The organism is Burkholderia sp. Bp8986 (genome assembly GCF_003854225.1).
In the GTDB taxonomy this organism is placed as follows: domain Bacteria; phylum Pseudomonadota; class Gammaproteobacteria; order Burkholderiales; family Burkholderiaceae; genus Burkholderia.
In genome coordinates this window covers 211904-236968 of sequence record NZ_QTQM01000003.1, presented here as the reverse complement: position 1 = coordinate 236968, position 25065 = coordinate 211904, and the positions used below count along the sequence as shown (strand labels likewise).

General features: G+C 67.7%; 22 protein-coding genes. 5 read left to right on the top strand and 17 right to left on the bottom strand.

Annotated elements, in window-relative coordinates; all coding sequences use genetic code 11:
• Positions 1-160: 160 nt before the first annotated feature.
• From DID99_RS04995 to DID99_RS04985, 3 genes are all read right to left on the bottom strand, one after another.
• The gene (locus tag DID99_RS04995) at positions 161-436 is read right to left on the bottom strand and encodes a DUF1488 domain-containing protein (RefSeq protein WP_124519765.1); all 276 of its coding nucleotides are present in this window, start codon (positions 434-436) and stop codon (positions 161-163) included.
• 41 nt (positions 437-477) lie between these two features.
• Positions 478-951, bottom strand: a complete 474-nt coding sequence (locus DID99_RS04990) for a universal stress protein (protein WP_124666205.1) — start codon at positions 949-951, stop codon at positions 478-480.
• 203 nt (positions 952-1154) lie between these two features.
• The gene (locus DID99_RS04985) at positions 1155-1778 is read right to left on the bottom strand and encodes a hypothetical protein (protein ID WP_260444545.1); all 624 of its coding nucleotides are present in this window, start codon (positions 1776-1778) and stop codon (positions 1155-1157) included.
• A 143-nt stretch (positions 1779-1921) separates the two neighbouring features.
• Here DID99_RS04985 and DID99_RS04980 point away from each other — a divergent pair, with 143 nt between their 5' ends.
• Positions 1922-3526 (top strand): bifunctional aminoglycoside phosphotransferase/ATP-binding protein, encoded by a 1605-nt coding sequence (locus DID99_RS04980; RefSeq protein ID WP_124666204.1) that lies wholly within the window; start codon positions 1922-1924, stop codon positions 3524-3526.
• A gap of 62 nt (positions 3527-3588) precedes the next feature.
• On the opposite strand, the gene DID99_RS04975 is transcribed toward DID99_RS04980, so the two are convergent.
• Entirely contained in the window at positions 3589-4038 is a 450-nt protein-coding gene (locus DID99_RS04975; RefSeq protein ID WP_124519761.1) for a CBS domain-containing protein, read from the bottom strand.
• Between the two features lie 289 nt (positions 4039-4327).
• On the opposite strand from DID99_RS04975, the gene DID99_RS04970 reads away from it, so the two are divergent.
• Positions 4328-4921, top strand: a complete 594-nt coding sequence (locus DID99_RS04970; RefSeq protein WP_124666203.1) for a rhomboid family intramembrane serine protease — start codon at positions 4328-4330, stop codon at positions 4919-4921.
• A gap of 31 nt (positions 4922-4952) precedes the next feature.
• On the opposite strand, the gene DID99_RS04965 is transcribed toward DID99_RS04970, so the two are convergent.
• From DID99_RS04965 to DID99_RS04905, 12 genes are all read right to left on the bottom strand, one after another.
• The gene (locus DID99_RS04965) at positions 4953-5417 is read right to left on the bottom strand and encodes a hypothetical protein (protein WP_124519759.1); all 465 of its coding nucleotides are present in this window, start codon (positions 5415-5417) and stop codon (positions 4953-4955) included.
• Between the two features lie 153 nt (positions 5418-5570).
• Positions 5571-6830, bottom strand: a complete 1260-nt coding sequence (locus DID99_RS04960; RefSeq protein WP_185715738.1) for a nitrate/sulfonate/bicarbonate ABC transporter ATP-binding protein — start codon at positions 6828-6830, stop codon at positions 5571-5573.
• Between the two features lie 119 nt (positions 6831-6949).
• Positions 6950-8683 (bottom strand): ABC transporter permease subunit, encoded by a 1734-nt coding sequence (locus DID99_RS04955; protein WP_124666201.1) that lies wholly within the window; start codon positions 8681-8683, stop codon positions 6950-6952.
• A gap of 198 nt (positions 8684-8881) precedes the next feature.
• Positions 8882-9841, bottom strand: coding sequence for an acetyltransferase (locus DID99_RS04950; protein ID WP_124666200.1), 960 nt, complete (start codon positions 9839-9841; stop codon positions 8882-8884).
• The gene (locus DID99_RS38430) at positions 9838-10011 is read right to left on the bottom strand and encodes a hypothetical protein (protein ID WP_185733730.1); all 174 of its coding nucleotides are present in this window, start codon (positions 10009-10011) and stop codon (positions 9838-9840) included. Before DID99_RS38430 ends, DID99_RS04950 begins: the two co-directional genes overlap by 4 nt.
• Before the next feature lie 66 nt (positions 10012-10077).
• The gene (locus DID99_RS04940) at positions 10078-11454 is read right to left on the bottom strand and encodes a nicotinate phosphoribosyltransferase (protein ID WP_124666261.1); all 1377 of its coding nucleotides are present in this window, start codon (positions 11452-11454) and stop codon (positions 10078-10080) included.
• 545 nt (positions 11455-11999) lie between these two features.
• Positions 12000-12239, bottom strand: coding sequence for a hypothetical protein (locus tag DID99_RS04930; protein WP_124519755.1), 240 nt, complete (start codon positions 12237-12239; stop codon positions 12000-12002).
• 164 nt (positions 12240-12403) lie between these two features.
• Complete coding sequence (locus tag DID99_RS04925; RefSeq protein ID WP_124519754.1) at positions 12404-12853, bottom strand: CBS domain-containing protein; 450 nt, start codon at positions 12851-12853, stop codon at positions 12404-12406.
• A 61-nt stretch (positions 12854-12914) separates the two neighbouring features.
• Positions 12915-13565 (bottom strand): BON domain-containing protein, encoded by a 651-nt coding sequence (locus tag DID99_RS04920; protein WP_124528591.1) that lies wholly within the window; start codon positions 13563-13565, stop codon positions 12915-12917.
• Positions 13566-13637: 72 nt separating this feature from the next.
• The gene (locus DID99_RS04915; protein WP_124666199.1) at positions 13638-14051 is read right to left on the bottom strand and encodes a hypothetical protein; all 414 of its coding nucleotides are present in this window, start codon (positions 14049-14051) and stop codon (positions 13638-13640) included.
• 168 nt (positions 14052-14219) lie between these two features.
• Complete coding sequence (locus DID99_RS04910; protein WP_124666198.1) at positions 14220-16553, bottom strand: FAD-dependent oxidoreductase; 2334 nt, start codon at positions 16551-16553, stop codon at positions 14220-14222.
• The gene (locus DID99_RS04905) at positions 16550-17065 is read right to left on the bottom strand and encodes a flavodoxin domain-containing protein (RefSeq protein ID WP_260427850.1); all 516 of its coding nucleotides are present in this window, start codon (positions 17063-17065) and stop codon (positions 16550-16552) included. Before DID99_RS04905 ends, DID99_RS04910 begins: the two co-directional genes overlap by 4 nt.
• 163 nt (positions 17066-17228) lie before the next feature.
• Here DID99_RS04905 and phaZ point away from each other — a divergent pair, with 163 nt between their 5' ends.
• The gene (phaZ, locus tag DID99_RS04900) at positions 17229-18443 is read left to right on the top strand and encodes a polyhydroxyalkanoate depolymerase (RefSeq protein ID WP_124666197.1); all 1215 of its coding nucleotides are present in this window, start codon (positions 17229-17231) and stop codon (positions 18441-18443) included.
• 48 nt (positions 18444-18491) lie between these two features.
• On the opposite strand, the gene ppsA is transcribed toward phaZ, so the two are convergent.
• Positions 18492-20903 (bottom strand): phosphoenolpyruvate synthase, encoded by a 2412-nt coding sequence (ppsA, locus tag DID99_RS04895; protein WP_124666196.1) that lies wholly within the window; start codon positions 20901-20903, stop codon positions 18492-18494.
• Between the two features lie 483 nt (positions 20904-21386).
• Here ppsA and DID99_RS04890 point away from each other — a divergent pair, with 483 nt between their 5' ends.
• On the top strand, positions 21387-23813 hold the full coding sequence (locus DID99_RS04890; RefSeq protein WP_124666195.1) for a membrane-bound PQQ-dependent dehydrogenase, glucose/quinate/shikimate family: 2427 nt from the start codon (positions 21387-21389) through the stop codon (positions 23811-23813).
• A gap of 107 nt (positions 23814-23920) precedes the next feature.
• Positions 23921-25027 (top strand): porin, encoded by a 1107-nt coding sequence (locus DID99_RS04885; RefSeq protein WP_260444543.1) that lies wholly within the window; start codon positions 23921-23923, stop codon positions 25025-25027.
• Positions 25028-25065: the final 38 nt, after the last annotated feature.

Genomic DNA, 25065 nt, shown 5'->3' with positions numbered 1-25065 from the left:
CGGTGACATACGGCCGGCGCTCTCGTCCCGACAGCAGCGGCCGCAATGAAGATCGGAGGGCGCGACAGCACATGCCGCGCATGGGACGAATGATCTTTCGAAATCCAGCGTACCCTCCCGCCCCGGCACGCGCTTGATGCGCGTCAAGGGCGGCGGCCGATTACGTACAGAAGCGGAAATAGCCGCTGTGAAGCAGGATCGGCCGTCCGCCGATTTCTTCGAGCAGGCAGCGGGCAGCGCGCTCGATGGCGGGACGATGGCGCGCAAAGGCGTCGACGAGATCCTGCTCGCGAGGCGACGCCGCGCGGAAGTGATCTTCCAGCGCGGCCGAGGTGATCGCGCAGCGCACGCGGCGGCCTTCGACGAGTGCCGGAAAGCTCAGCGCGGAATCAAGGTCGCAATACGTCGGATGTTCGGAAGGAAACGATATCTGCATGATGATCACCTGTGCAGCTAGCACACTGGCCGACAGCAACACTAGGCCGCCACAACCGTCGCGGGCGCGGCATCCTCACCGCGCACGAGCAGGACCGGGCAACTCGATGCGCGGAGGAAAGTTTCGGCGACGCTGCCGAGTACCAGCCGTCGGACCCCGCGCCGACCGTGCGTGCCGATCACGGCCAGATCGATCGAATGATCGACGACGTAGCGCTGCAGGCGCGCCGCGACGTCCTCGCCGAAATCGGTCTCGATGATGTCCGTCTCGCCGTTGACTGCCGCGCGCGAGATCGTCCGGTCGGCGTCTCGCAGGATCGCGGCGCCGTGGCTACGGATCTCGTCGAGCAAGGCTTCCGGCTCCATGCGGCCGCCGTAGGCGAACAGCGTGGACTTGTCGATGGCGAACACGGCGAACAGGCGGGCGCCGCACAACCCGGCCATCCTGAGACCTTCTTCGAGCGCCCGATGCGCCGAAGGACTGCCGTCCGTGGCGACCATGATATTCGTGTACATGCGAACCTCGCTGATGAACCGACGCGCCGGCGGCGTTCGGATTCGCTTCCATCATCGGTGCTCGCCGCGAGCAGGCGTTGACCGAGGTCAACGGTTTGGAGCCGTTGCGAAACCGGCACGAGAAGAAACTGGCGGCCGCTGGCCGGCATCCGGCCGACCGGGAGGCGAGGCGCCGCATTGCCGAGGACCGACGGCATCCGCCGCTAGCCCGGCGGGTTTTCGTCCGACCGGAAGCCTTGCTCGATTTCAAGGATCTTCCTGGCGCACGCATCGTATTGCCATCCCGGGCCGCCGTTGCTGTCATACATGCCCTTGCACATCGCCTTGAGCCGGATTACCGAGACACCGCCACCCGATTCCGCGCGCGACGCCCAGAGATAGACTTCTCCGGCCACATACGGTTGCGCCGTCTCGATCCGGTCCGCACTGAATCTCGTGATTCGGGTCGACGAATGATCCTGGACGTAGCGCCGCGTGCGGCTCCACGCCCGGTCGCACTCGGACGGCGTCGAACACTGCAGCGCGGCGGCCTGACGCATCTCGAGCAGTCGTGTTTCCATCGTCCTGAATGTCCCGGTTCGCTCCGCCCCGGCACACGCACCCAGCGCGAGGAGCACACTCATCGCCAATGCCCGTCGTTTCATCGTCAATGCCTCGTCCGGCCATGAATTCCGCATACGGTCACGCGCCGCTTTGCGCGGGCGCTGGAACCGACTGTATTGCCGCCCCGGCGAATGCGGTTGACCTGCGTCAAGCGTCTGCTCGCGCGTCTGTCGGGCGTCCGGCTTGACCGGCATCAAGTCGCGATACGCCGTGGTCGGCTGCAATAGGGTTCGTCGCGTCGGCAATTCCGGGCCTGCCAGCCGGATCCGGCGACATCGGGCGAACGAGAACGCGCATACTCGTTTCGAATCCAACCCGCCGGGCGCGGCAACGCGTACGCGCGCCCCGTATAACCGATCCGTTCATCATGTCCCGAGCGCCGCATATTCCATTCGCGCTGAGTCGCGGAAATGCACGACGAAAGTCGAGACAATTCGATCGCGCGTTGAGCCGGCCAAACACCTATCCCCACCCCGCGGGCCGGATCGAGCGGATCGAAACCCATCTGTCCGTCGTTTATCTGGCCGGGCGCTATGCGTACAAGCGCATCAAGCCGGTGCACTTCACCTTCGTCGATCTCACGCGGCCTGCACAGCGGCGCCGCTGCGCGCTCGCGGAGTGCACGCTCAATCGGCCGTTCGCCGGCCCGCTGTACCTCGGTGTCTGGCCGCTCGTCCCGCACGGCCGGCGATGCGCGTTCGCCGCACCGGTGCCGACCGGCGGGCGCCGGCGCCGGCAGCAGACAGTGCCGGGCGAGTACGTGGTGCGCATGCGCCGGTTCGACGCGCAGGCGATGTTGTCGGTTCGCAGCGCATCGCGCGACGACGGTCTGGCGGATGCGGAGGCCCTCGCGGATACGCTGGCCCACCATCATCTGCACGCGCCGCGCCGTGCGCCGCGCGGCCATCCCGGCAGCGCGGCGAGCGTCGCGGCCCAATGCCGGCCGTTGCTCGACACGCTCGACGTCACGGTACCGGACGAAGCCGCGCTGCGCGCCTGGTACGAAGCCGAACTGGCCGGCATCGCACCGCGGCTCGCCGATCGGCATGCGCGCGGTTTCGTGCGCGCGTGCCACGGCGACCTGCATCTCGAGAACATCGTGCGCTGGCGGAACCGGATCCTGATGTTCGACTGCGTCGAATTCGACGACGCGCTGCGCTGGATCGACGTGGCGAGCGATCTCGCGTTCGCGCTGATGGATTTCTCCGCCCACGGACGCGAGGATTGCGCCCACCGCCTCCTTTCCGGCTGGCTGGCCCGCACGGGCGACCACGCGGCACTGGGCGTGCTGCCGTGCTACTTCGTCTACCGTGCGCTGGTGCGCGCGCTGACCGCCCGGCTGCGCGGCGACGCGGCGGCACGCGCCCGCTATCTGCGCATTGCGTCGGCGATGGCCGGTGCGCGACGCGATGCGCAACCTGCGCTGCTCCTGTGTCACGGGGTTTCCGGTTCGGGCAAGTCGCTGGCGAGCCGTGCGCTGGCCGAGCGGCTCGGCGCCATCCGCTTGTCCAGCGACGTCGAGCGCAAGCGCCTGGCCGGGGCATCGGCCGACACCCGCCTGCCCTCCGTTGCCTATTCGGACACGGCGATCGACGAGATCTACGATCGCCTGCTTTCGGAGGCGCGCGTGGTCATCGACAGCGGCTACACGGCAATCGTCGACGCGACGTTCCTGCGCCGGTGCAACCGGGCGGCGTTCATCGCGCTCGCCGCACGGCTCGGCGTGCGCGTCGCGATGCTCGATTTCACCGCGAGCCGGGCGACGCTCGCCGCGCGCGTCGCTGCCCGGGCGGCACGCGGACGCGATGCCTCCGATGCCGACACCGCCGTGCTGGCCCGGCAGATCGAGCATGCCGATCCGCTGACCGAAGCCGAAGCAGCGATCGCGATTCGTTTCGACACCGATTGCGATGCCGTCGCGTATGAAAGCGGCGCGTTCTGGGCGCCGTTGCGCGCCGCGCTGCACGCGTAGGCGCGCGGCGCGAATCCCTCGGACAAGCGGCCCGGCCCGCGCCGGGCGCCGGCCCCGCGGCGTCACGCGCGGAAACGCTGCTCCTCGATCTGCTGCAGCTTGCCGACTTCCGCGACGCTGCCGAGCAGCCCCGCGAGATGCCCGACGATATCGTCGAGCGTCACGATGCCGACGAGGCGGCCTGCATCGTCGACGACCGGCAGTCTCCGAATGCCCGACCGGCGCATCTCATCGAGCGCGACGCCGATCTCGTCCGTGTCGGACACGACGACGAGACCCCGCGACATGATCTGGCCGGCCGTCACGTCGCCCGGATCGTCGCCGCGGGCCATCACCTCGATCACCAGGTCGCGGTCGGTGACCAGGCCGATCGGAATGGCTTCGCCATCACGGTACTCGATCACGACGATGTCGCCGACATGCGCGTGCCGCATGCGATCGGCCAGTTCGAACGCACTGCATTCGACCGTGCACGATTCGACCGGTCGGGTACTGATTCTTCCAATGTGCATGATGAAGCTCCCGTTGCCCTTTGCGTGGACGATACGCATGCGCGCCGCCTCGCGGCGACGCATGTTTCCCGAGTTCAGGGTAAGCGCGGCGCCCTGGGCGGGCTTGACGCACGTCAATGTGCCGTACGCCGTCGGGCCGACGAGGCGCGGACGGCGAGGCGGCGGCCATCCATGATCTGCCTCAACGGCCGCGCATGTGCCACCGCTAACGTGACGGTATGTCGTGACGTTCGATGCCGGCCGTACCGCTGGCCGCCAACGCCACCTCCGTCCCGCGGATTCCGTCGCCATGACCTACGCACTGATTCTGGTGAACTTCGCCGTGTTCATCGCCGAGGCGAGCGGCTGGCCGGTGCTCATCGACCTGTTCGCGCTATGGCCGCCCGCCCCATCGGGCGCGCCGGCGACACCGGATTTCCACGTCTGGCAGTTGCTGACCTATAGCGTGCTGCATGCCAGTCTCGCCCATGTCGCGTTCAACATGTTCGGGCTCTACATGTTCGGACGCGATGTCGAACGCGTGCTCGGGCGCGCACGCTTTCTCGCGCTCTATCTGGCGAGCGTGCTGGCCGGCGCGATCGCGCAGCTCGGCGTGATGCGTGCCCTGCCGCCGGCCGACGCACCGACCGTCGGTGCGTCGGCCGGCGTTTTCGGCGCGCTGATCGCCTACGCCGTGCTGTTTCCGAAACGGCGCGTCGTGCTGCTGTTCCCGCCGGTACCGATGCCCGCCTGGCTCTTCGCGGCCGGCTATGCATTGACCGAATTGCTGTCCGGCCTCAGCGGCGACACGAGCGGCGTCGCGCATTTCGCCCACCTCGGCGGGATGCTCGGCGCGCTCGTGTGCCTCGCCTTCTGGCGAAAACGCGCGGGCATGCGTGCGTGACGCCTGTTCCCGCCGATGGCGGGAGCGAGCCCTAGATGCTGAGATATCCCTGGAACAGCCACGGCGGGCCGGTTCTCTCGCCTGTCGCGCGACCGCTCGCGGCGGGCACGCAGATGCCCGAGAAACCGGGCGACCCGTCCTGCCAGAACGACGGCACGAACGAAAATTCGCCGTTGACCGTCACCACGAAGTCGCGATTGAACTGCGACGGCCCGAAAATCGTCACCTCGCGGAAGAACGACGCGGCCTCGTCGCGCGCCGTGCTGCGCGCGGCAAGCAGCCCCCTGACGTCATAACGCGCCGGCAGCGTGTAGACCTTCCCGCCGCGCTCGACCGCTTCCGCCGCCGTGAAAACGAGTTCCACACCCGGGTACGGCAACCGGTAAGGCTCCCGACAGATCGGGCCGTCCGGCCCGAGCGCGAGCGGCGGATGAGCCCAGAGCGAAAGCGACAGCGGGCTCGTGCGCTGGGCGAAGTATTCCGAAAGCCAGTTCATGGTCAGTCCTCCCGTGAACGGTCATTGACGTCGGGTTGCGGAGCTTGTCTGCCGGATCGACGCGGTCGCGTCGACGGTTCGTCCAGCGTCGCACGCCCCGCCGCGCGACGCTTGATGCCGATCAAGCACGCGCCCGACATGCGGCCCGAGCGGTCAGCGGCCGAACGTGCGGGTATGGTCGTCGTAGTCGAACAGTCCCGCGTAGCGCCCCCAGTCGATCACGACCCTCAGCGCCTGGTCGGCGCTGCGCGGATCGAGATGATCCTCGAGTTCGAGCTCGAAACGCTCGCGCGGCGCGCGGTGCCCCTCGCGTTCGCCCAGCACTTCGTCGATATGCCCGGCGAGCGGCACGAACCGGACGACATGCTCCCGAAACAGACGCCGCCGGGCGTTGTCGTCGCTTTGCGCGAACACGTGACCCGCGGCACTCAGCCGGATGCTCCGGTCGTGCCATTCGGCAAACGCGAGCAGATGGAGCGCGGCCGCCGTCGAATACAGCGCGTCGACCCGGAGCGCGAGCGCCGATGCGATCGTGCCGAGCTCTGCATGCCCCTCGTACGGCGCGGCAGCGAGCGTGTCGACGAATCCGGCGAGATGGTGGCTCGACACGTCGGGCAGCTTCATGGCCAGCGCGCTGCCCGCCGCTTCCCGGCCTGCCGTCGCGTCGGTGATGCGTGCCGTCAGCGTCGCATAGATCTTGCCGGCGATCGCCTGAACGGCCGGATCGTGCCGACTGCGCGGACGCGGCAGCGGCACGTTCAGCGTTGCCTCGATGCGCGCCGGACCGGCGCCGAGCACCAGGATGCGATCGCACATGAGCACGGCTTCCTCGATGTTGTGCGTCACCATCAGCACCGACCGGGTCGACAGCTGGTGCGCGTCCCACAGGTCGAGAAAATCCGTGCGCAGCGTTTCCGCGGTCAGCACGTCGAGCGCCGAGAACGGTTCGTCCATCAACATCAGCGCGGGCTCGCTGACGAGCGCGCGGGCGAAACCGACCCGCTGGCGCATGCCGCCCGACAGTTCGCGGGGAAACGCCGATTCGAACCCGTCGAGCCCGATCAGCTCGATCGCGGCGGCCGCGCGTGCGCGCGCGTCGCCCGGCGCGAGGCCCAGCGCGTCGAGGCCGAGCTCGACGTTTTCGATGACGGTCAGCCACGGGTACAGCGCAAAGGTCTGGAACACCACCGCGATGCCGTCGGTCGGACCGGCGAGCGGCGCACCGCGATACGCCACCGTGCCGGACGAGGGCTTGACGAGCCCGCCGGCGATCCTCAGCAGCGTGGACTTGCCCGAGCCGGAGCGGCCCAGCAGCCCCAGGATCTCGCCTTCGTGCAGCGCGAGGTCGATATCGGCCAGCACGTGCAGCGGTTCGCCGGACGGCTTCGTGAACGATTTGCATACGGCCCGCATCTCGAGCACGACCGCCGCCGGGTCCGAAGGCGGCGCAGCCGCGCCGGCGACGTTCCCTTCCGTGTATTCGCTGAGGTTCGGCACACGGGTCTCCCGTGAGTAAAGGATCGGTCGAGGGCTCAATCGAGCCGCGTGCGGCGCTCCGCGAACGCGTACATCGGGCGCCACACGAGCCGATTGGTCGCGATCACGAGCAACGACATCGCGGCCACGCCGAGCGCGATGCGCGGATAGTCGCCGGCGTCGGTCATCCGCGCGATATAGGCGCCGAGTCCGCCGGCATCCAGGCGTGTGCCGCCCCAGCTCACCGCTTCGGCGACGATGCTCGCGTTCCATGCGCCGCCCGACGCGGTAATCGCGCCGGTCACGAAGTACGGCAGGACGCCCGGCAGCATGACGTGACGCCACCAGGTCGGCGGCCGCACCCGGAAGCAGGCGGCCGCTTCGCGCAGGTCGGCCGGGAACGCGCTCGCACCGGCGATCACGTTGAACAGGACGTACCATTGCGCGCCCAATATCATCAGCGGGCACAGCCAGATGTCGGGTTCGAGCCGCAGGCGCACGATCGCGAACACCGCGACCGGAAACAGCAGGTTGGCCGGAAACGCGGCGAGGAACTGCGTGACCGGCTGGATGCGGGCGGCCACGCCCGGCCGGAGGCCGATCGCGATGCCGATCGGCACCCAGATCGCCGACGCGAGGGTGACCAGCACGGTCACGCGGACGAACGTGAGCCCGCCTTCGCTTGCGACGACGCGCAGGTCCGTCCAGGTCAGCGTCGCGCGTCCGAGCCGGAACAGTTCGTACACCGCATACGCGCATCCCGCGCCGCACGCCGCGAACCAGAGCACGTCGCCCGTGTGTCGCGGCAGCGCGATCCGGCCGCGCCATGCCGGCATGAACCCGCGCAGCCGCGCGCGCGCCGCCCGACGCAGCACCGCCCGGACCGGGCCGACCGCACGGCCGATCCATCGCGATCGGTGGAACAGGTCGAGCATCCAGCTGCGCGACCCGACCGTGGGCGCGGCATCGCCATAGCGGAACCGTTCCGACCATGCGACCAGCGGCCTGAACAGCAACTGGTCGTACAGGACGATCGCGACGCTCATCGCGACGATCGCCCAGCCCACGGCGGCGAGGTCGCGGCTCGCGATCGCCTGCGCGACGTAGGCGCCGACGCCCGGCAGGTCGACGTGCAGGTTGCCGACCGCGATCGCCTCGGACGCGACCACGAAAAACCAGCCGCCCGACATCGACATCATCGCGTTCCAGACGAGTCCCGGCATCGCGAACGGCACGTCGAGGCGCCAGAAACGCTGCCATGCGGACAGCCGGAAGCTGCGGCTCGCCTCGTCGAGATCGAGCGGCACCGTGCGCAGCGCCTGATAGAAGCTGAACGTCATGTTCCAGGCCTGGCTGGTGAAGATCGCGAAGATCGCCGCGCACTCGGCGCCGAGGATCCGCCCCGGAAACAGCGACAGGAAGAACAGCACCGTAAACGACAGGTAGCCGAGGATCGGCACCGACTGCAGCACGTCGAGCAGCGGGATCAACACGCGCTCGGCGCGACGGCTGCGCGCGGCCGCGGTCGCGTAGACGAACGTGAAGACGATCGACGCGAGCAGTGCCGCGAACATGCGCGCGACCGTGCGCAGCGTGTAGCCGGGCAGCGCCGCGGGCGACAGCGAAATCGCCGGGGGCTGCGCCACCGCCAGCGGGCCGGCCATCTGGTGCGCCGCGATGCCGGCCAGCAACAGGAAACCCACCACGATCAGCGTCGCGACGATGTCCCGCCAGCCCGGCACGGGCAGCGTCCAGCGCCCGCCCCGCAATACCTCAGCATGGTGCTCCACGACGCCTCTCCCGCCGATGATGGCGGTTCATCTTCCCGGGTGGGGCGGCCGGCGGGCTTGACCTGCGTCAACCGCCCTGCATTGCCCGGCGCCACGATCGCAGCGAGTCCTGCCGCGCAACGGCCACCGGTCAGGAGCATCCCGATGACACCCGTTCCGGCCACGCCGTACCACACCGACGAGCGCGCCTGCGTCGGCTCACGCAGCGGAGTATGCGTTCGCGAGCGCCTCGACGAACGCGTCGAGGCGCTCCGGCGCGAGCCGGTTGATGCCGGCCGCCCCTTCCCGGCCGCCGCCCTCCGGAAATGCGCGACAAAGACGATCTGCGCCGTACGGTGCGGCGACCGGCGCGCGAACGCTGACGGTGTACCCACCCGAGGCCGACGACGTCAGCACCGCGTGAGCGCGTGCCGCGTCACCACGCGCGAGCCGATTGGCGAAAACGCCGCGCACGCGACGCGCCCAGCGCGTGTCGGGGAGGATATAGACGTCCGCCCCCGGCAGCGCGATGTTCGCGCGCTGTCGCTCCGCAAGCGCGATATCGCGTCGCCGGTTGGCGTCGAGCCGCCGCGCGAGGGGCGACCTCGCGAACTCGAGCGGGTTCGCATATTGCCGCACCGCCGCATACACGGCCGGCGGCGGCATGAAGAGGTCGTCCGGGCAATCGCCGTAGCCGTTGTAGTTGACGGATTCGCCGAGCACCTGCAGACGGTAGGCATCGGCATCCGTCAGGCCGCAGGCGGCGGCGAGCCTGCCGGCCACGCCGACGAGATTGTCGCCATAGGCACCGACCACCGCCCAGAGTCGCTGCCGGCCCGCCAGGTATCGGTCGACGATGACGCTCGTACAGGTGTCCGGCGCCGTGTCGATATGCGTGCGAAGGTGCGGATGAGCGGGCACGGCGGCGGCCATGTGGTGATCGAAATAGTCGATGTCGACCCCGCGCGCCAGCAGCGCGTCGAGTGCCGCGCGGTTCACGTCGAGAGAAATGTCCAGGACGGTGACGATGTCGCCTCGGGCGGCCGGCACGCGCGCGAGCAGCGCGATGTCGCGCTTGGGACCCGTCACGAGCACCGACTCGGCCGGCATCTCGAGCCGCAGCTGCTGAAGCGAACAGATGCCGTCCGCATCACCGTTGAACACGTCAAAGCGCGTCATGATTCGCGACGCGCGATAACTGCATGAATCGAGGTAGCCATGCCATGGAACGACTCCCTTTCAGCCTGTTTGCCTTCGCCTCGTGTCGCGCCTTCGGCGAACGGATCGCGGCCCGTCTCGGCGTCACGCTCGCCGCGCACGAGGAACGTCCGTTCGAGGACGGCGAACACGAGACGCGCGCGCACTTCCTCGCAACAGAAGCGATGGCGCGCGGCCGGCCGGGATGCGTGCACCGTTCATGCCGCTTGCTGCCCCGCGTGCGTGTCCGGCCGGGCATTCTCCTGCGCGACCAGTGCCGCCAGCGCCGGAGAAATCGCCGGCTGCAGCGGCATGACGGGCGCCAGTGCACGCATCGGATCGGGCAGCGTGGACAGTTCGCGCATTGCGTGCATGCGGCTCTCGCCGAGCGTGGGGGCCGCGAGTCGCGCCCCTCCGATCATGACGGGCCGCAACAGCGGCGTTCCGTCGATGCGCTCGCCGTCGAGTCCGAGGCTGTCGGCGGCGATTCGCCCATCCGGGCCGTATTGCCGGAACACCTGCTTGCGGCCGGGCAGCGTGGCCTTGCCCTCCGAACGTTTGCAGCGCGCCCGGCCCGCATACTCGACGAGCTTGTACGCGCAGTCGAGACACGGTGCGTCCGCCGACGTACTCATCCGCGTGCCGATTCCGAAACCGTCGATCGGCGCGTGCTGCCGGACGAGCTCCCGCAGCCGGATTTCATCGAGATTGCCGCTCGCGAAGATCGTCGCGTCCGTCAGGCCGCCATGGTCGAAAATCGCGCGCACGTTGCGCGCGTGCGCCGCCAGATCGCCGCTGTCGATCCGGACGCCCTTGATGCGCACGTTGTCGAGCGCAAGCCGCCGCGCCAGTTCGACGACCTTGTGCGCCGCGTGCTCCGTATCGTACGTATCGATCAGCAGCACCGCGTTATCCGGCTGCGATCTGGCGAAATGCTCGAACGCGAGCGCTTCGTCGTCGTGCGCCTGGACGTATGAATGCGCCATCGTGCCGTACACGGGAATGTCGTAGCGCACGCCGGCGAGCAGGGTCGCCGTGCCGGAGAATCCTGCCAGGTAGCTGGCCCGCGCGGACAGCATCGCCGCCTCCGCGCCATGCGCGCGCCGCAGGCCGAAATCGACCAGCAACCTGCCATGCGCGACGAGCGTGGCGCGTGCGGCCTTGCTTGCAACCAGCGTCGCGTAATGGAGCAGGTTCATCACGCGGCTCTCGACGAACTGCGCCTCGCGAAGCGGCGCCGTGATCCGCAGGATCGGTTCGTCGGCGAAAAACACCGTGCCTTCCGGCATCGCGTCGACCGTACCGGTAAAGCGCAAGCCGGCGAGCGACGCGAGGAAATCGGCTCGCAAGCGCCCGGTCGCGGCCAGTCGCTCAAGGCCGGCGGCCGTAAAGCGCAGGCCCTCCAGATAGTCGAGGACGAGCTCCAGTCCCGCCGCCATCAGGAATGCCCGCTGCTCGGGCAGCGCCCGTACGAAGAACTCGAAGCTGGCCATGTCGTTCATTCCGGCATCGAACGCGGCCTGCATCATCGTCAGTTCATACCAATCCGTCAGCAGCGCGTCGTCGATGCCAGCGTCCGGCCAGGATCCGTTCATCATGCGCCCTCCCGCGTCGCTCGCGCGCAATCGTGCAACCGGTACCCGGCCGCTGCGATCTGGAGCAGCGTCGCTTCCGTCATTGCGGCGCGGGTCCCGGACTCGCCGGGACCGCGGTCCACACGCCATTGCACGACGCGACATACGGATAGTATCCGCGCGGGTCCTCGACCGCGCTGTCACCGCGTACGCTCCCTCGGCGCGAAATGGCGAAAGTCCCGCCCGTGGAAATCCTGGCGGGGAACATGGCGTGCATGCTGCGCATGTGCCGGCTGCGTCGGCACGCAACATGCGGCCGCGCACGGCACAAGCACGCGGCTTGCGCGTCTGAGCCTGTTCATGGTCGTCATTCTTCGCGGAGATGCGATCCATCGTATTGAGGCCGTGCCCCGCGGCCTTGACCGGGATCAACGCATGCCCGCGGCCCGGCGGGACGCCGGCGACGCGGCATTCGCAGGCGCCAGGTCATGCCGCGCGCGCAGGGTTCGTGTCGCCGTGCTTGCCGATGCGCATGCGGTGCAGACGACGGTGAGCAACACCGTCCGTCAGTACGTGAACGTGTCCGATTTCTTCATTTCGACCCATGTCATTCCGCTTCGCAGTCCCTCCAGCGCTGCCTCGCGCTCGGTCGCGAATACGCGGTGATGCGGGAAGACATGCTCGCACTTGCAGTCGGGTGAGCGAACCGTCACGTGGACACGGCAGCGGTACCCGCCGGACTCGACGCCAACCGTTTCGATCTCCACAGTCCAGTCCGCTTCGTTCAATTCACCGGAAATCGTCATGATTACCCCCTTTCCTTGCCGTGCGAGCGCAAGCTGCTTCCCTCATCGGTCGCGCCACGCCGCGAGCCGCGATGGCGTTCGCGCGCGCCCGAAGGGCGCATCGCACCGGCATCGAGACCGCCGCTGCGCCATGCGCGGCGCGACGGAAGCTGGATCCGGCCGGATCAGCCACGCTGCTTCTCCTCGAAATACGGCTGGCGGGCCGCCACGAGCCGCAACTCGTCGAGCAGCGCCGCGGCCGCGCGCAGCAGATCGTCGAGCGAGACAATGCCGACCAGTTCGCCGTCGCCGCCGACGACCGGCAATCGACGGACGCCATGCTGGCGCATCCGCTTCGCGAGCAGCCAGATGTCGTCGTCGACGTTCGCGGTCGCGACGGGCGCCGACATGATGTCACCGACGAACAGCGAGCCGGCCTGCGCATCGGGGCTGACGACCGTCAGCACGATGTCGCGATCGGTCACGACACCGACCGGCACGCATCGCCCCTCCTGTTCGCGCACGACGATCAGATCGCCGGCGTGCGCGCCGCGCATCATTTCCGCCGCCTCGACGACGGTTGCTCGTGCCGAACACATGGCAACATCGCGGGTACAGAGCATCGCGGCATTCATGTTCGTTCTCCCGGCCGGGGCGAGGCGGACCATCGATCGATGTCCGCCGCCGCCCGAACCATCATGCAACCGTAAGTTGATCGACCACGTTGCGCACGCCCGGCGCCGACCACGCGGCATGGAAGGCAAGCCGCCGTTCGCCCAGCGAGCCCACCTGGCCCGTCAACGTCACGCAACCGTCCTGGACGGTAATGCCGACGTGTGCGGCCTCTTCCGTTGCATGCCGAATCAAGGCCGCCTGGATCTTGCCCGCGATGTCGGATTGCGTCGGATGCGGCCGGACGTGGATCTCGTTGATGATCCGGGTGACGCCGCGCAGCCGCTCGACGGCCCGCTCCGCCTCCTGCATCTGGTAGCTCCACATCACCTCGCCCGACAGCGTCACGCACCCGTTCTCGACCGTCACGTGCACGGCCTGCTCGCCAAGCCCCGCATCCCACATCAGGAGCGAGCGCGCTGCAATGGCGACGTCCTCGTCCGAGCGATGCTTGCCGTCGTCCGTTTGCACCTCGAGTTCCAGCACGATGCCGCGCACGCCTTCGATACGCTCGACGGCCTTGCGCACCGCGACCTTTTCCAGATAGCTGGCGACGTGCCCAGTCAACGTCACGATGCGTTCGTGCACTTCGACGCCGATGCGCACCGCATCGATCGACGGGTCCCACTCGAGTTCCTGCTCGACGTCCTTCTTCAGCGCGCTGTCGCTTTTCATGGCCATCGACTCCTGTTCGCAATCGATGAAAACAACGGTAATTCCCGCTGCACCGCGTGGAATTGATACAGGTCAGCGCGCGGCGTGGTGAGCGATCGCGACCGATGTCTCCGCTGCGATCGCGCGAAACCCGGTCGTTACGTCGACATTGCGCCCCTGCCAGGCGCGATCGCGCCTGGCGAGTCGCGATACCATCCGGCGCCCGTCGGGCGACAGGCGGGCGGGCGCCTCGGCAAGCGATGCCGCATCCAGTCGAACGAGACCGCGATCGGCGAGGCAGCGCAGGTCGGCGGGGTCGCCCTGCTGGCGCCGCGGCTCGCTGGCGAGCACCATCAGGATCGCGATTTCGTGGGGACTCAGCAGCCAGTCGCCGCCGGCGTCGATCGGGTGATGCTGGCGATGCGCGGCAGCCGACACGCGCAGCGCCGATGCTTCGGAACGGGAAATGATCTGGCGATTCGACGTGTTCGTAAACAAGGCGGGCATGATGGTGTCCGGATCATGAACGTGAAGACGCAGAAGGCACGGGACATGTCGATCGCGGTCGACATGCGAGAACGTCAATATCCGCTCCTGCCGGGCAAGCGTTCTTGATGCAGGTCATCCGGAAGACGCGAGCGATCGAAACGTTCCCCGCCGTGGAGTGGGAAGCGTTCAAGGCGTTGGTGGCCTCGCTCGACCAGGCCGGCCGGCTGCGCCCCCGAGCGGTTCCGCCGCGTTGGACGCGAGCACTGCGAGCGCCGCGCGGCGGCCGAGTTCGAACAGCGCTGCAATCGATGTATCGGAAAAATCGAAGTCGCGCGCGAAAGTGTCCGTGGCTCCGGCGAGGCCATTCAGCGCGATCCTGAAGACCCGTACGGGCGCACGACTCCCCATGAGTCGGATGTATTCCGGGAGTTGTCGCATGCGGGCCGCCGTTTCGGGATCAAGCTGGCAGGTTATACGTTCGACGAGATCGCGAAAGTCGTTCTCGTTTTCCTCGAACCGCAGGTCGTTACGAACCCGATCGGCATAGACGATCTCGTCGCGCCGCAGCATGACCTCGATCAGGTTCGATGGCAACGGGCGCGACCCTGAAAACAAATCGACAACAAACACGCGCCCTGCTATCCGCCCGCACCGTTCGATCACGAGATCGAGCGGCGAGTTGCTGATGATGCCGCCGTCCCAGTAAGCGCGGCCGTCGATACGCGTCCACGGCATCGCGGGCGGCAGGCTACCGCTGGCGAGCAGGTGCTCGGGCGTGATGCGATCGACATAGCTGTCGAAGATGCGCCGCTCCCCGCTTTCCACGTCCACGGCTCCAAGCAGCAGGCGCGTCGCGCTGCCCGCCAGGGCGTCGAAATCGACATGGCGGCGCAGTAGCGCGAGCATCGGCTGCGTGTCGTAGCAGCTCGTCCACCACGTAGCAAAGCCGGACGGCGGAATCCCGTCAGGCCACCAGTGCGGCCGAAGGAAATTCGGAACGCCGAACAGCGCGATATGCCACGCGAGCAACGCATGTCCCGCATAGGCGGACGACGGCACGCCCACCGGACTCCTGATCGACAGCTCGCGCCAGAATGCGTCGAGTGCTTCGGCCGCATGCCCCGGATGGCTCGCTGCGATCGCGCCGTTGAACGCGCCGATCGACACGGCCGCGATCACGTCCGGACGGACGCCCCGCGACTCGAGCGCGGCGATCGCTCCGCTTTCGAATGCGCCGAGCGCACCGCCACCCTGCAGGATCAAGACCGTTTGCGCGGGGAGTTCGCACAGCCGCGATACGTCGTGCGTCACAGCCTCGACTTGCGCGCCGAGATTGACCCGATGGCGTATCGTCTCCTCGGCGGCGGTCATTTCATCCGCGCGGACACCGATCGAGAACATCGCACGCAGGACATGATGTCTCAGATAGAGCAACGAGTACGGAGCATGCGGGAATCGGCCCTGCTCGACGACTTCGGTCGCATCAGCAGCGTTGCCGAGGAAGTTGTACGGTACGTCGAATACGCTTCCGTAGAAAATCGATACATCCCGATAGGGCAAGCGCGCACCGCGCATGTTCCTGGCGGCCAGGCGCCCCTGACGCACCGCGTTGTCCCAGTGCTCGATACGCCTCTGCACGCCGAATACCGGATCGCGAAACCGCGCGACGTCGCCGGCCGCATGGACGTCCGGATCCGACGATTGCAGGCATTCGTCGACAAGCACGCCATCCACTGTCGCGATGCCACTGCCCGCGAGAAACCCGCAGTTTGGCTCGACGCCCACGGCAATCACGACGAGGTCGCATTCGATGACGCTGCCGTCGGTGAGCACGGCCGCCTCGATCGAATGCTCTCCGATGAAGCGCTCCACCGTCGTTCCGGTTCGAACGTCGACGCCGCGCGTCGCACACAACCCGGCAAAGTGATCGGATAGCCGAACGGAATTCAGCTGCGGCAACAGCCGCTCGCAGCGCTCGACGAGCGTGACCTCCAGACCGCGCCCGCGCAGCGTGGCCGCCGCCTCGAAACCCGTGAAGCCTCCGCCCACGACGAGCAGGCGTCGTCGCCGGGCGGCGCTGTCGCGAAGCACGAGCGCGTCGTCGAGGTCGTGAAGGTGACCGATGCCCGCCAGCGTCGCCCCCGGCACCGCCAGACGGCGTGGCGACGCACCGGTCGCGATCAGCAGCTTGCCGTAGTGTATCGCGGAGCCGTCCTCCAGCCTGACGACATGCGCGCCGCAGTCGACCGACGCGCCCCTCGCCCCTAGAAGCAGATCGATCCTGCGCATCTCGTAGAACCCCGCCGGGTGTATCGCGATTGCCGCCGGGGTGAGGTTTCCTGCGAGAAATTCCTTTGTCAGCGGCTGTCTCTGATACGGCAGCACGTGTTCGCCGCACAGGATCGCGATGCGCGCGGACGGATCTTCGCGCCGCAACGTATGCGCCGCGGACACGCTGGCAATGCCGCCGCCGACCAGCACATGATCGTAGTCGCGCCTGGCCCCGGACTGCGCCGTCACGTTGCCCGCTCCGCGCGCATGTGCCGTTCGCCGGAGGCAAGCCGGCGGGCGATCGAACGCGCAAAACGGGCGAGCTTCCGAGCGGCCAGGCCGCGGCCGATATCGCGCCCGGAAATCGCGCACGTCGCGATCGGCCTTTGCCGCGCCAGCGCCTGCATCTGCCCGAATGCAGTGATGTCGCCGCGCAGGCCCATCGTGCAAAAGAATGCGGTCGCGCGCAGTTCGCTCCCGTGCCGCGCGAGCCAGGTCGAAATCGGCGTCGATGCACGGCCCGCCCAGACCGGCGTACCTAGCACGACCACATCGTATGCGGACGGCGAACAGGCTGTTGGCCGAAGGTCCGCGGCACGATCGCGGATCACGTCCGCGAGCGAACGCAGGAAGCCGACGGCCCCCGTCCGCCGCCGATCGTCGGCTTCCCGCAGCCGTTCGCAATCCGCGCCAAGCTCGGCGGCAAGCCGGTGCGCAACCGCCGCCGTCGTTTCACTGCGCGAGTAGAAGACGACGAGCATGCGTCGAGACGTGTCCATGGCCCACTCCGTGCATCCGTCCGGGATCCATGGACCAGCTTATGCACCGGCGATCGGGGCGACACTGATGCAGGTCAACCCGTCGCGGCACAATCCGGCGACAGTAGGCTTGTCCAACTTTCCCGCGATTTTCCGCCCATCCGCCATGTGGTATGACCTGATCGAACGGCAACGGCAATGGTTGCGAACGTGGGGCGCGGCGGCGCGGTTCACGTGCGGTCTTTGGCCCGATGCCGCGGCGGCGTGCTACGCCGACCTTTTCGAACCCCTGCTCGACCTGCATGCCGAGGCACCACGGTTCGCCATCGATTCGATCGACGTGGACGGCCGTCGCATCGACGTCGACGAAACGATCGTCTCGCACACGCCGTTTTGCACGCTGCGCCGCTTCTCGCACGCCGGTGCACAACGCGTGATCCTGCTCTGCGTGCCGCTGGCCGGCCATGCGGCCGTGATGATGCGCGAGACGGTCGAGACCCTGCTGGCCGACGGCGACGTCTGCATCACCGACTGGACCGATGCGCGCGACGTGCCGTGCGACGCGGGCCGATTCGGCCTCGACGAATACGTGTCGATGCTCGACCGCTTCGTCGATACCCTGCTTGCGGACACCCGGCCGGTGCACGTCGTCGCCGTCTGTCAGGCGACGTTTCCGTCGCTCGGTGCCATCGCGCTGCGCGCGCAACGCGACGCCGCGCTGCCGGCGAGCCTGACGTTGATCGGCGGCCCGCTCGATGCCCGCATCAATCCGAGTGCGCTCGGCACCGCGGCCCGGTCGCATTCTCTCGACTGGTGTCGCGCCACGCTGATCGATACGGTGCCGCACGGCTTCGCCGGATACGGGCGGCAGGTATTTCCGGCCTATCTGCAGCGCGCCGAGATCGCGGTCACCTACCCGCAACGCTACATGGCGCTGGTCGATCGCTATCGACGAGCGGTGTCGAGCGACGACGCCGACGCACTCGCAACCGCACGCCGCGCACTGCGCGAGTACCTGACGCTCCTCGACATGCCCGCCGAGTATTTCCTCGATACAGTCGACATCGTGTTCCAGCGGGCTTGCCTGGCAAACCGGACGTGGCACGTTCACGGCCAGCGGGTCGAGCCCGCCGCGCTGCGCTCGATCGTGTTGCTGACCGTCGAAGGCAAGTGCGATGCCGTCACCGGTGCCGGCCAGACCCATGCCGCGCTGGCCATGTGCAGCGGCCTCGCGGCGGATGCCCGGCAACGCGTCGACATCGACGATTGCGACCACTACGGGCTCTTTACCGGCGATCACTGGCACGCCGACGTGCATCCGGTACTGCAAGCGGCGTTCGTCCGGGCCGAACGCGGCTGGCCGCGCTCGTGCGCGGCGTGATGCGCCTTCAACCCGGTGCGGGACCGTCGTGTGCCCATCCGACCCCGTTCATTCCGGCGCCGCACGCTCGCCGGGCGCAGCGCGCTCCGCAGCGGCCACGCGACGCTTGACCGCGATGAAGCTGTCGGGGCTGACGGAAACCGAGTCGATGCCGCACGCCACGAGAAAATCGGCGAACGCCGGATGATCGCTCGGCGCCTGGCCGCACAGGCCGACCTTCGCTCCCGCGTTGCGGGCCGACTCGATGACGCGGGCGATCATCCACTTCACGGCGGCGTTCTGTTCGTCGAACAACCCGGCCAGTTCCGCCGAATCGCGGTCCACGCCAAGCGTCAGTTGGGTCAGATCGTTGCTTCCGATCGAGAAGCCGTCGAAGCGCTGCGCAAACTGGCTCGCGAGGATGACGTTCGACGGGATTTCGCACATCACATAGATCTGCAATCCGTCATCGCCGCGCTTCAGGCCGTTGGCGGCCATCACCTCGAGCACGCGGTCCGCCTCGTCGAGCGTCCGGCAGAACGGGATCATCACGACCACGTTCCTGAATCCCATGTCGTTTCGCAGCCGCGCGATGGCCCGGCATTCGAGCGCGAATCCGGCACGATAGCGCGGCGAATAGTAGCGCGACGCACCGCGAAAGCCGAGCATCGGGTTTTCTTCCCGCGGTTCGAACTGCGCGCCGCCGACCAGATGAGCGTACTCATTCGTCTTGAAGTCGCTCATGCGGACGATCACCGGCGCGGGATGACAGACCGCCGCGATACGCGCAAGGCCATGCGCCAGCCGGTCGACGAAATAGTTCGACGGGTCGTCATAGCCCGTCGTCAGGGCAGCGATCGCGCGCTTCGCATGCGCGTCCGTCAGCGCATCGTAGTGGGCCAGCGCCATCGGGTGAACCTTGATATGGTTGCTGATCACGAACTCCATGCGCGCGAGCCCGACGCCGTCGGCAGGCAGTCGCCACCACCTGAACGCCGCGGCCGGATTCGCGAGGTTCAGCATGACCTGCGTACGGGTAGCCGGCAGGTCGGTCAGGTCGATCGCCTCCACGTCGTATTGCGCGATGCCTTCGTACACGAACCCGGCCTCGCCCTCCGCGCACGATACCGTCACTTCCTGCTGATCGTGCAGCATGCGGGTCGCATTGCCGGTGCCGACGATGGCCGGCAATCCCAGTTCGCGGCTCACGATCGCGGCATGCGACGTGCGGCCGCCATGATCGGTGACGATCGCCGCGGCGCGGCGCATCACCGGCACCCAGTCCGGATCCGTCGTGCGCGTCACCAGTACCGCGCCATCGACGAATCGCCCCATGTCGCGCGGACTGTCGATCACACATACGCTGCCGACCGCGATCGCCTCGCCGACACTGACGCCGGTGAGCAGCTTGCGGCCGGCCCGACCAAGTCGATAGGTCTTGATGGCGCTGGCCTCGCGCCGGGACTGCACCGTTTCGGGACGTGCCTGCACGACGAACAGTTCTCCGCTTACGCCGTCCTTTGCCCACTCGATGTCCATCGGCTGACCATAGTGCGCCTCGATCGCGCAGGCCCAGTTCGCAAGCGCCAGGATGTCGCGGTCCGCCAGCACGAAGGTGGCACGCTCGGCTTTCGAGGTCGGCACGTTGCGGGTCGGTGCATGCTCGTCGCGCGCATAGATCAGCTTGCGTGCCTTGCCGCCGAGCGTCTTGCCGATGACGGGCGTGCACGCCGGATCGCCGAGCAACGGCTTGAACACCTCATATTCGTCGGGATCCACGGTGCCCTGCACGACATTCTCGCCAAGCCCCCACGCCGCGTTGATCAGCACCACCTTGTCGAATCCTGTTTCCGTGTCGAGCGAAAACATCACGCCGGCCGCGCCGAGGTCCGAACGCACCATCCGCTGCACGCCGATCGACAGCGCGACGCGCAAATGATCGAAACCCTTTTCTTCGCGGTAGGCGATCGCCCGGTCGGTAAACAGCGACGCATAGCACCGTCGGCAAGCCGCGAGCAACGCATGCTCGCCGCGCACGTTCAGGTAGGTTTCCTGCTGACCCGCGAAGCTCGCGTCGGGAAGATCCTCGGCGGTCGCGCTCGAGCGGACGGCGACATCGACGTCGTCGCTGCCGGCCTCGCGGCACAGTTGCCGATACGCGTCCCGGATCGCGTCGGCGATGTCGTCGGGCCAGTCTCCGTGGAGGATCGCCTGCCGGATCGACGCACCGGCCTCGGCAAGCGACATCTTGCGTGCGCCGAACGCTTCGAGCGTGCTGCCGATGGCCTGCCTCAACCCGTTCGCATCGATGAAGCGCCAGTACGCATCCGCGGTCAAAGCGAACCCGGGTGGCACGCTCACGCCCCGTGCGGACAGGTTGGCGATCAGTTCGCCCAACGACGCATTCTTGCCGCCGACGCGCGCCACGTCGCCGCGTCGCAGATCGTCGAACCAGACGATGTGTGATTTTCCGTGATCCATGACGAGCCCTCCGATGGTCGCGGCCGAGCCGCGAGCGACAGGCGCGGGCCGGCAGTGGCCGGCGCGGTCGGCCGAACACGTTCATCGTGGCTCGGCGCGTCGGCGTCTCCCGTGACCTGCATCAAGAACGGCGCTGCATCGCCCCCAACTTCGCCCGGGGCGGCTTCCCCCCGCTGCGGTTCGTTCGCTTGCTGCAAGAAATCGACGGGTTTCCGATCGATCGCCCGTCGCACTGATCTGCAACACACTTTCAACCAATCGAACAAGAATCGACGAAAAAATGGGCGAGCAAAATCTCCGGTTCGCCATTAAAATGCACCGCTTGGTTAATTTCTACAGCTAACCAGGCTGCACGATCAGGACCTGCGAAGCCCGCGCATGCATGCCGTGCGGCGCCTTCTCCACGTGTTCGAACGGGGCCACCCACGGCGCCCTCTTCCCGCCTGTCGATGCAGCCCGGCGCAAACGGATAAGAAGACACTCATGTCCAAGCAATCCCCTGCAGAGCCGATTCGTGCTTCCGCCCGCATCGGCCTGACCGCCGCGGGCGCGGTCTCGCTGCTCCTCGGCCTTTATTTCGTCATCGGCGGCGGCATGCTCGTCGCCCGTGGCGGGAGCGCGTACTATCTGCTGGCCGGGCTCGCCCTGTGCGCGACCGGCGTCCAGCTCGCCCGGCGCCGCGCCAGTGCGGTCGCGATCTACCTCGTGATGCTGATCGCCACGGCGCTGTGGGCCGTGTGGGAAGTCGGCTTCGCGTTCTGGCCGCTCAACGCGCGGATCTTCATGTTCTCGATGATCGGCATGCTGCTCGCGCCGGCCTGGCCGCTGCTGCGCCGTGCCGAAGGCAAGGCACCCGCACGCGGCATGGCATGGGGCATTGCCGCACTCCTGCTCGCCTGCAACGGCGCATTCGTCTACGGCATGTTCGTGCCGCACGGCACGTTCGGCACCGAGACGCCCGTGCCGGCGGCCGGCAATGCAGGCGCCGACGACTGGACGGCCTACGGTCACTCGGACGGCGGCGACCGCTTCACGCGCTACGCGCAGATCGATCGCGACACGGTGAAGCACCTGCAGGTCGCGTGGACGTTCCGCACCGGCGACACGCCGCTCAGCCCGGACGGCGGCGGCTCGGAAGATCAGCAAACCCCGCTGCAGGTCGGCAAGACGCTGTTCCTGTGCTCGCCGCACAACACCGTGATCGCCGTGGATGCCGCGACGGGCGCGGAGAAATGGCGCCATGCGTTCCCGACCAAGACGACGGTCTGGGTCCGCTGCCGCGGCCTCGCGTACTTCGATGCGGACAAGCCGCTCGTGCAGCCGACCGTCGCCGGATCGACGCCGGTCCTGCCGGTCGCCGCGTCCGGGGATCCGGCCGTGTGCCGCCGCCGCATTTTCATGAACACGATCGACGCGAAGCTCGTCGCGCTCGATGCGGACACCGGCAAGCTGTGCGACGGCTTCGGCGATCACGGCATCGTCGACCTGAAGGCCGGCCTCGGTAACGCGAAGAGCCCGTTGTACCAACTCACGTCCCCGCCGACGGTCGCGGGCACGACGGTGGTCACGGGCGGCCGTGTCGCCGACAACGTGTCGCTCGACATGCCCGGCGGCGTGATCCGCGGCTTCGACGTGATGACCGGCAAGATGAAGTGGGCGTTCGATCCGGGCAATCCGGACGATCACGCGCAGCCGGCGCAAGGCAAGACCTTCGTGCGCTCGACGCCGAACGTATGGGCGCCGATGACCTACGACGCGACGTCGAACACGGTCTACATGCCGGTGGGCAACGCGGCGATCGACCTGTGGGGCGTGAAGCGCACCGCGCTCGACGAGAAGTACGGCGCTTCCCTCCTCGCGCTCGACGCCACGACGGGCGCGGAAAAGTGGCACTTCCAGACGGTCCACCACGACCTCTGGGACTACGACGTGCCGATGCAGCCGACGCTGATCGAGTTCCCCGCGGAAGGCGGCAAGCGCGTGCCGGCGCTGATCGTCGGCACCAAGATGGGCCAGCTGTTCGTGCTCGACCGCGTGACCGGCAAGCCGCTGACGCAGGTCGTCGAACATCCGGTCAAGACCGCGTCGATTCCGAACGAGCCGTATTCGAAGACCCAGCCGCTGTCCGTCGGCATGCCGCAGATCGGCGCCGACGTGCTCGAGGATTCGGACATGTGGGGCGTCACGCCGATCGACCAGCTGATGTGCCGCGTGATCTTCCGCGGCATGCGCTACGACGGCCTCTTCACCGCGCCGGACACCGATCGCTCGCTCAGCTTCCCGGGTTCGCTCGGCGGCATGAACTGGGGCGGCCTGTCGTACGATCCGAACGCGGACATGATCTACGTGAACGACATGCGGCTGGGCCTCTGGGTCCACCTGGAGCAGGAGAAGAACCGCGGCGGCGCCTCCGACGGCAACGAATCGGTGAACGCGGGCATGGGTGCCGTGCCGCTCGGCGGCACGCCGTACTCGGTGCTGAAGGACCGCTTCCTCTCGCCGATCGGCATCCCGTGCCAGAAGCCGCCGTTCGGCAGCCTCACCGCGGTCGACCTGAAAACCCGCCGCATCGCATGGCAAGTCCCGCTCGGTACCGTGAAGGACACGCGCCTTCACGGCGTGCAGATGAACATGCCGTCACCGATCGGCATGCCCACCATCGGCGGCTCGCTGACGACCGGCGGCGGTCTCGTGTTCTTCGCCGCAACGCAGGACTACTACCTGCGCGCGTTCGACAGCTCGACGGGCAAGGAACTGTGGAAGGCACGGTTGCCGGTGGGGAGCCAGGGCACGCCGATGAGCTATACAATCGGCGGCAAGCAGTACATCGTCATCTCGGCAGGCGGTGCGCGCCAGTCGCCCGATCGGGGCGACTACGTGGTGGCTTACGCCCTGCCCGACAACAAGTAAGCGCCGGAATCGACCGGATCGCGTGCGGGATGGTGCGGCGAGGGTTGCCGCACCGTCCCGCATCCAGCGCGTCACCTCACTGTCTTGACTGCATGCTACCGTTGTCCATGACTCGTTCCTTTCCCGCCTCCCGCACCCGAAATCACGACCTCACGCCGGGACGCCGCCGATCGCGCCGGCCGGCGGCCGTCACGCGTTTCGCACTGCGCATCGGTGCGGCCGCAACGGCCATTGCCGCACACGCGTCGGCGGCCCATGCGCAAAGCAGCGTGACGCTGTACGGCACGATCGACACGAGCATCGAGATCACGAATCCCGGCGCGGGTTACGTCGCCCGGATGGATTCCGGCGCGTATCGCGGCTCGCGCATCGGCGTGCGCGGCGCGGAGGATATCGGCAACGGCGTGAAGATCCTGTTCGATCTCGAGAACGGCTTCGGCTCGGCGGACGGCACCCTGGCCACCGCCAACACGTTGTTCAACCGCCAGGCCTGGATCGGCGTGAGCTCACGCTACGGCACGGTGCGGGTCGGCCGTCAGTATTCGCCGATCTACATCCCGTTCAAGGGGCAGCTCGATGCGTTCGGGGCCGGCACGATCGCGTCGGGGCTGAACAATCTGTCGAAAATCACGCCGTACGAAAGCAATGCGATCACGTACCTGTCCCCCGAGGTGCACGGCTTTTCGACCACGATCATGGCGTCGTTGCGCGACGCGAAGGACGGCGACGGCAACGGGCTGGCAGGCCACATCGAGACGTTCGCCTGGCATGACGGCCCGCTGCGCATTTCGTACGCACACCAGCAAACCCACGGCAGCGGCGCACTGCGCGCCAACCTCGGCGGCGTGTCCTATGCGTTCGGCCCGGTGACGGCCTTCCTGTCGTACTTCAATGGCGACGGCGGAACGCCGCGATATCACAGCGACGGCGTGTCGGCTTCCGCACGCTACGCGGTGAACGCGCGTTTTCGCGCGTCGCTGGGTTATACATGGCTGCGCGACCGGTCGGGCCGCGACAACGATGCCGACCAGTTCAGCGCGGCGTGTGAATACGATGTGTCGAAGCGGGTGCTGGTCTATGCGAGTGCCGCGTGGCTTCACAACCGCGGCCAGGCCACCTACACGCTGAGAGGCGTGAACGTGACCGGCCTCACGCCTTCGTGGCCGGGTGCGTCGGTGCGCGGTGTCCAGTTCGGCGTGATCGATCGCTTCTAGAAGAAGCGCACGTCCGCGGCCGATGTCGCGATCGACGC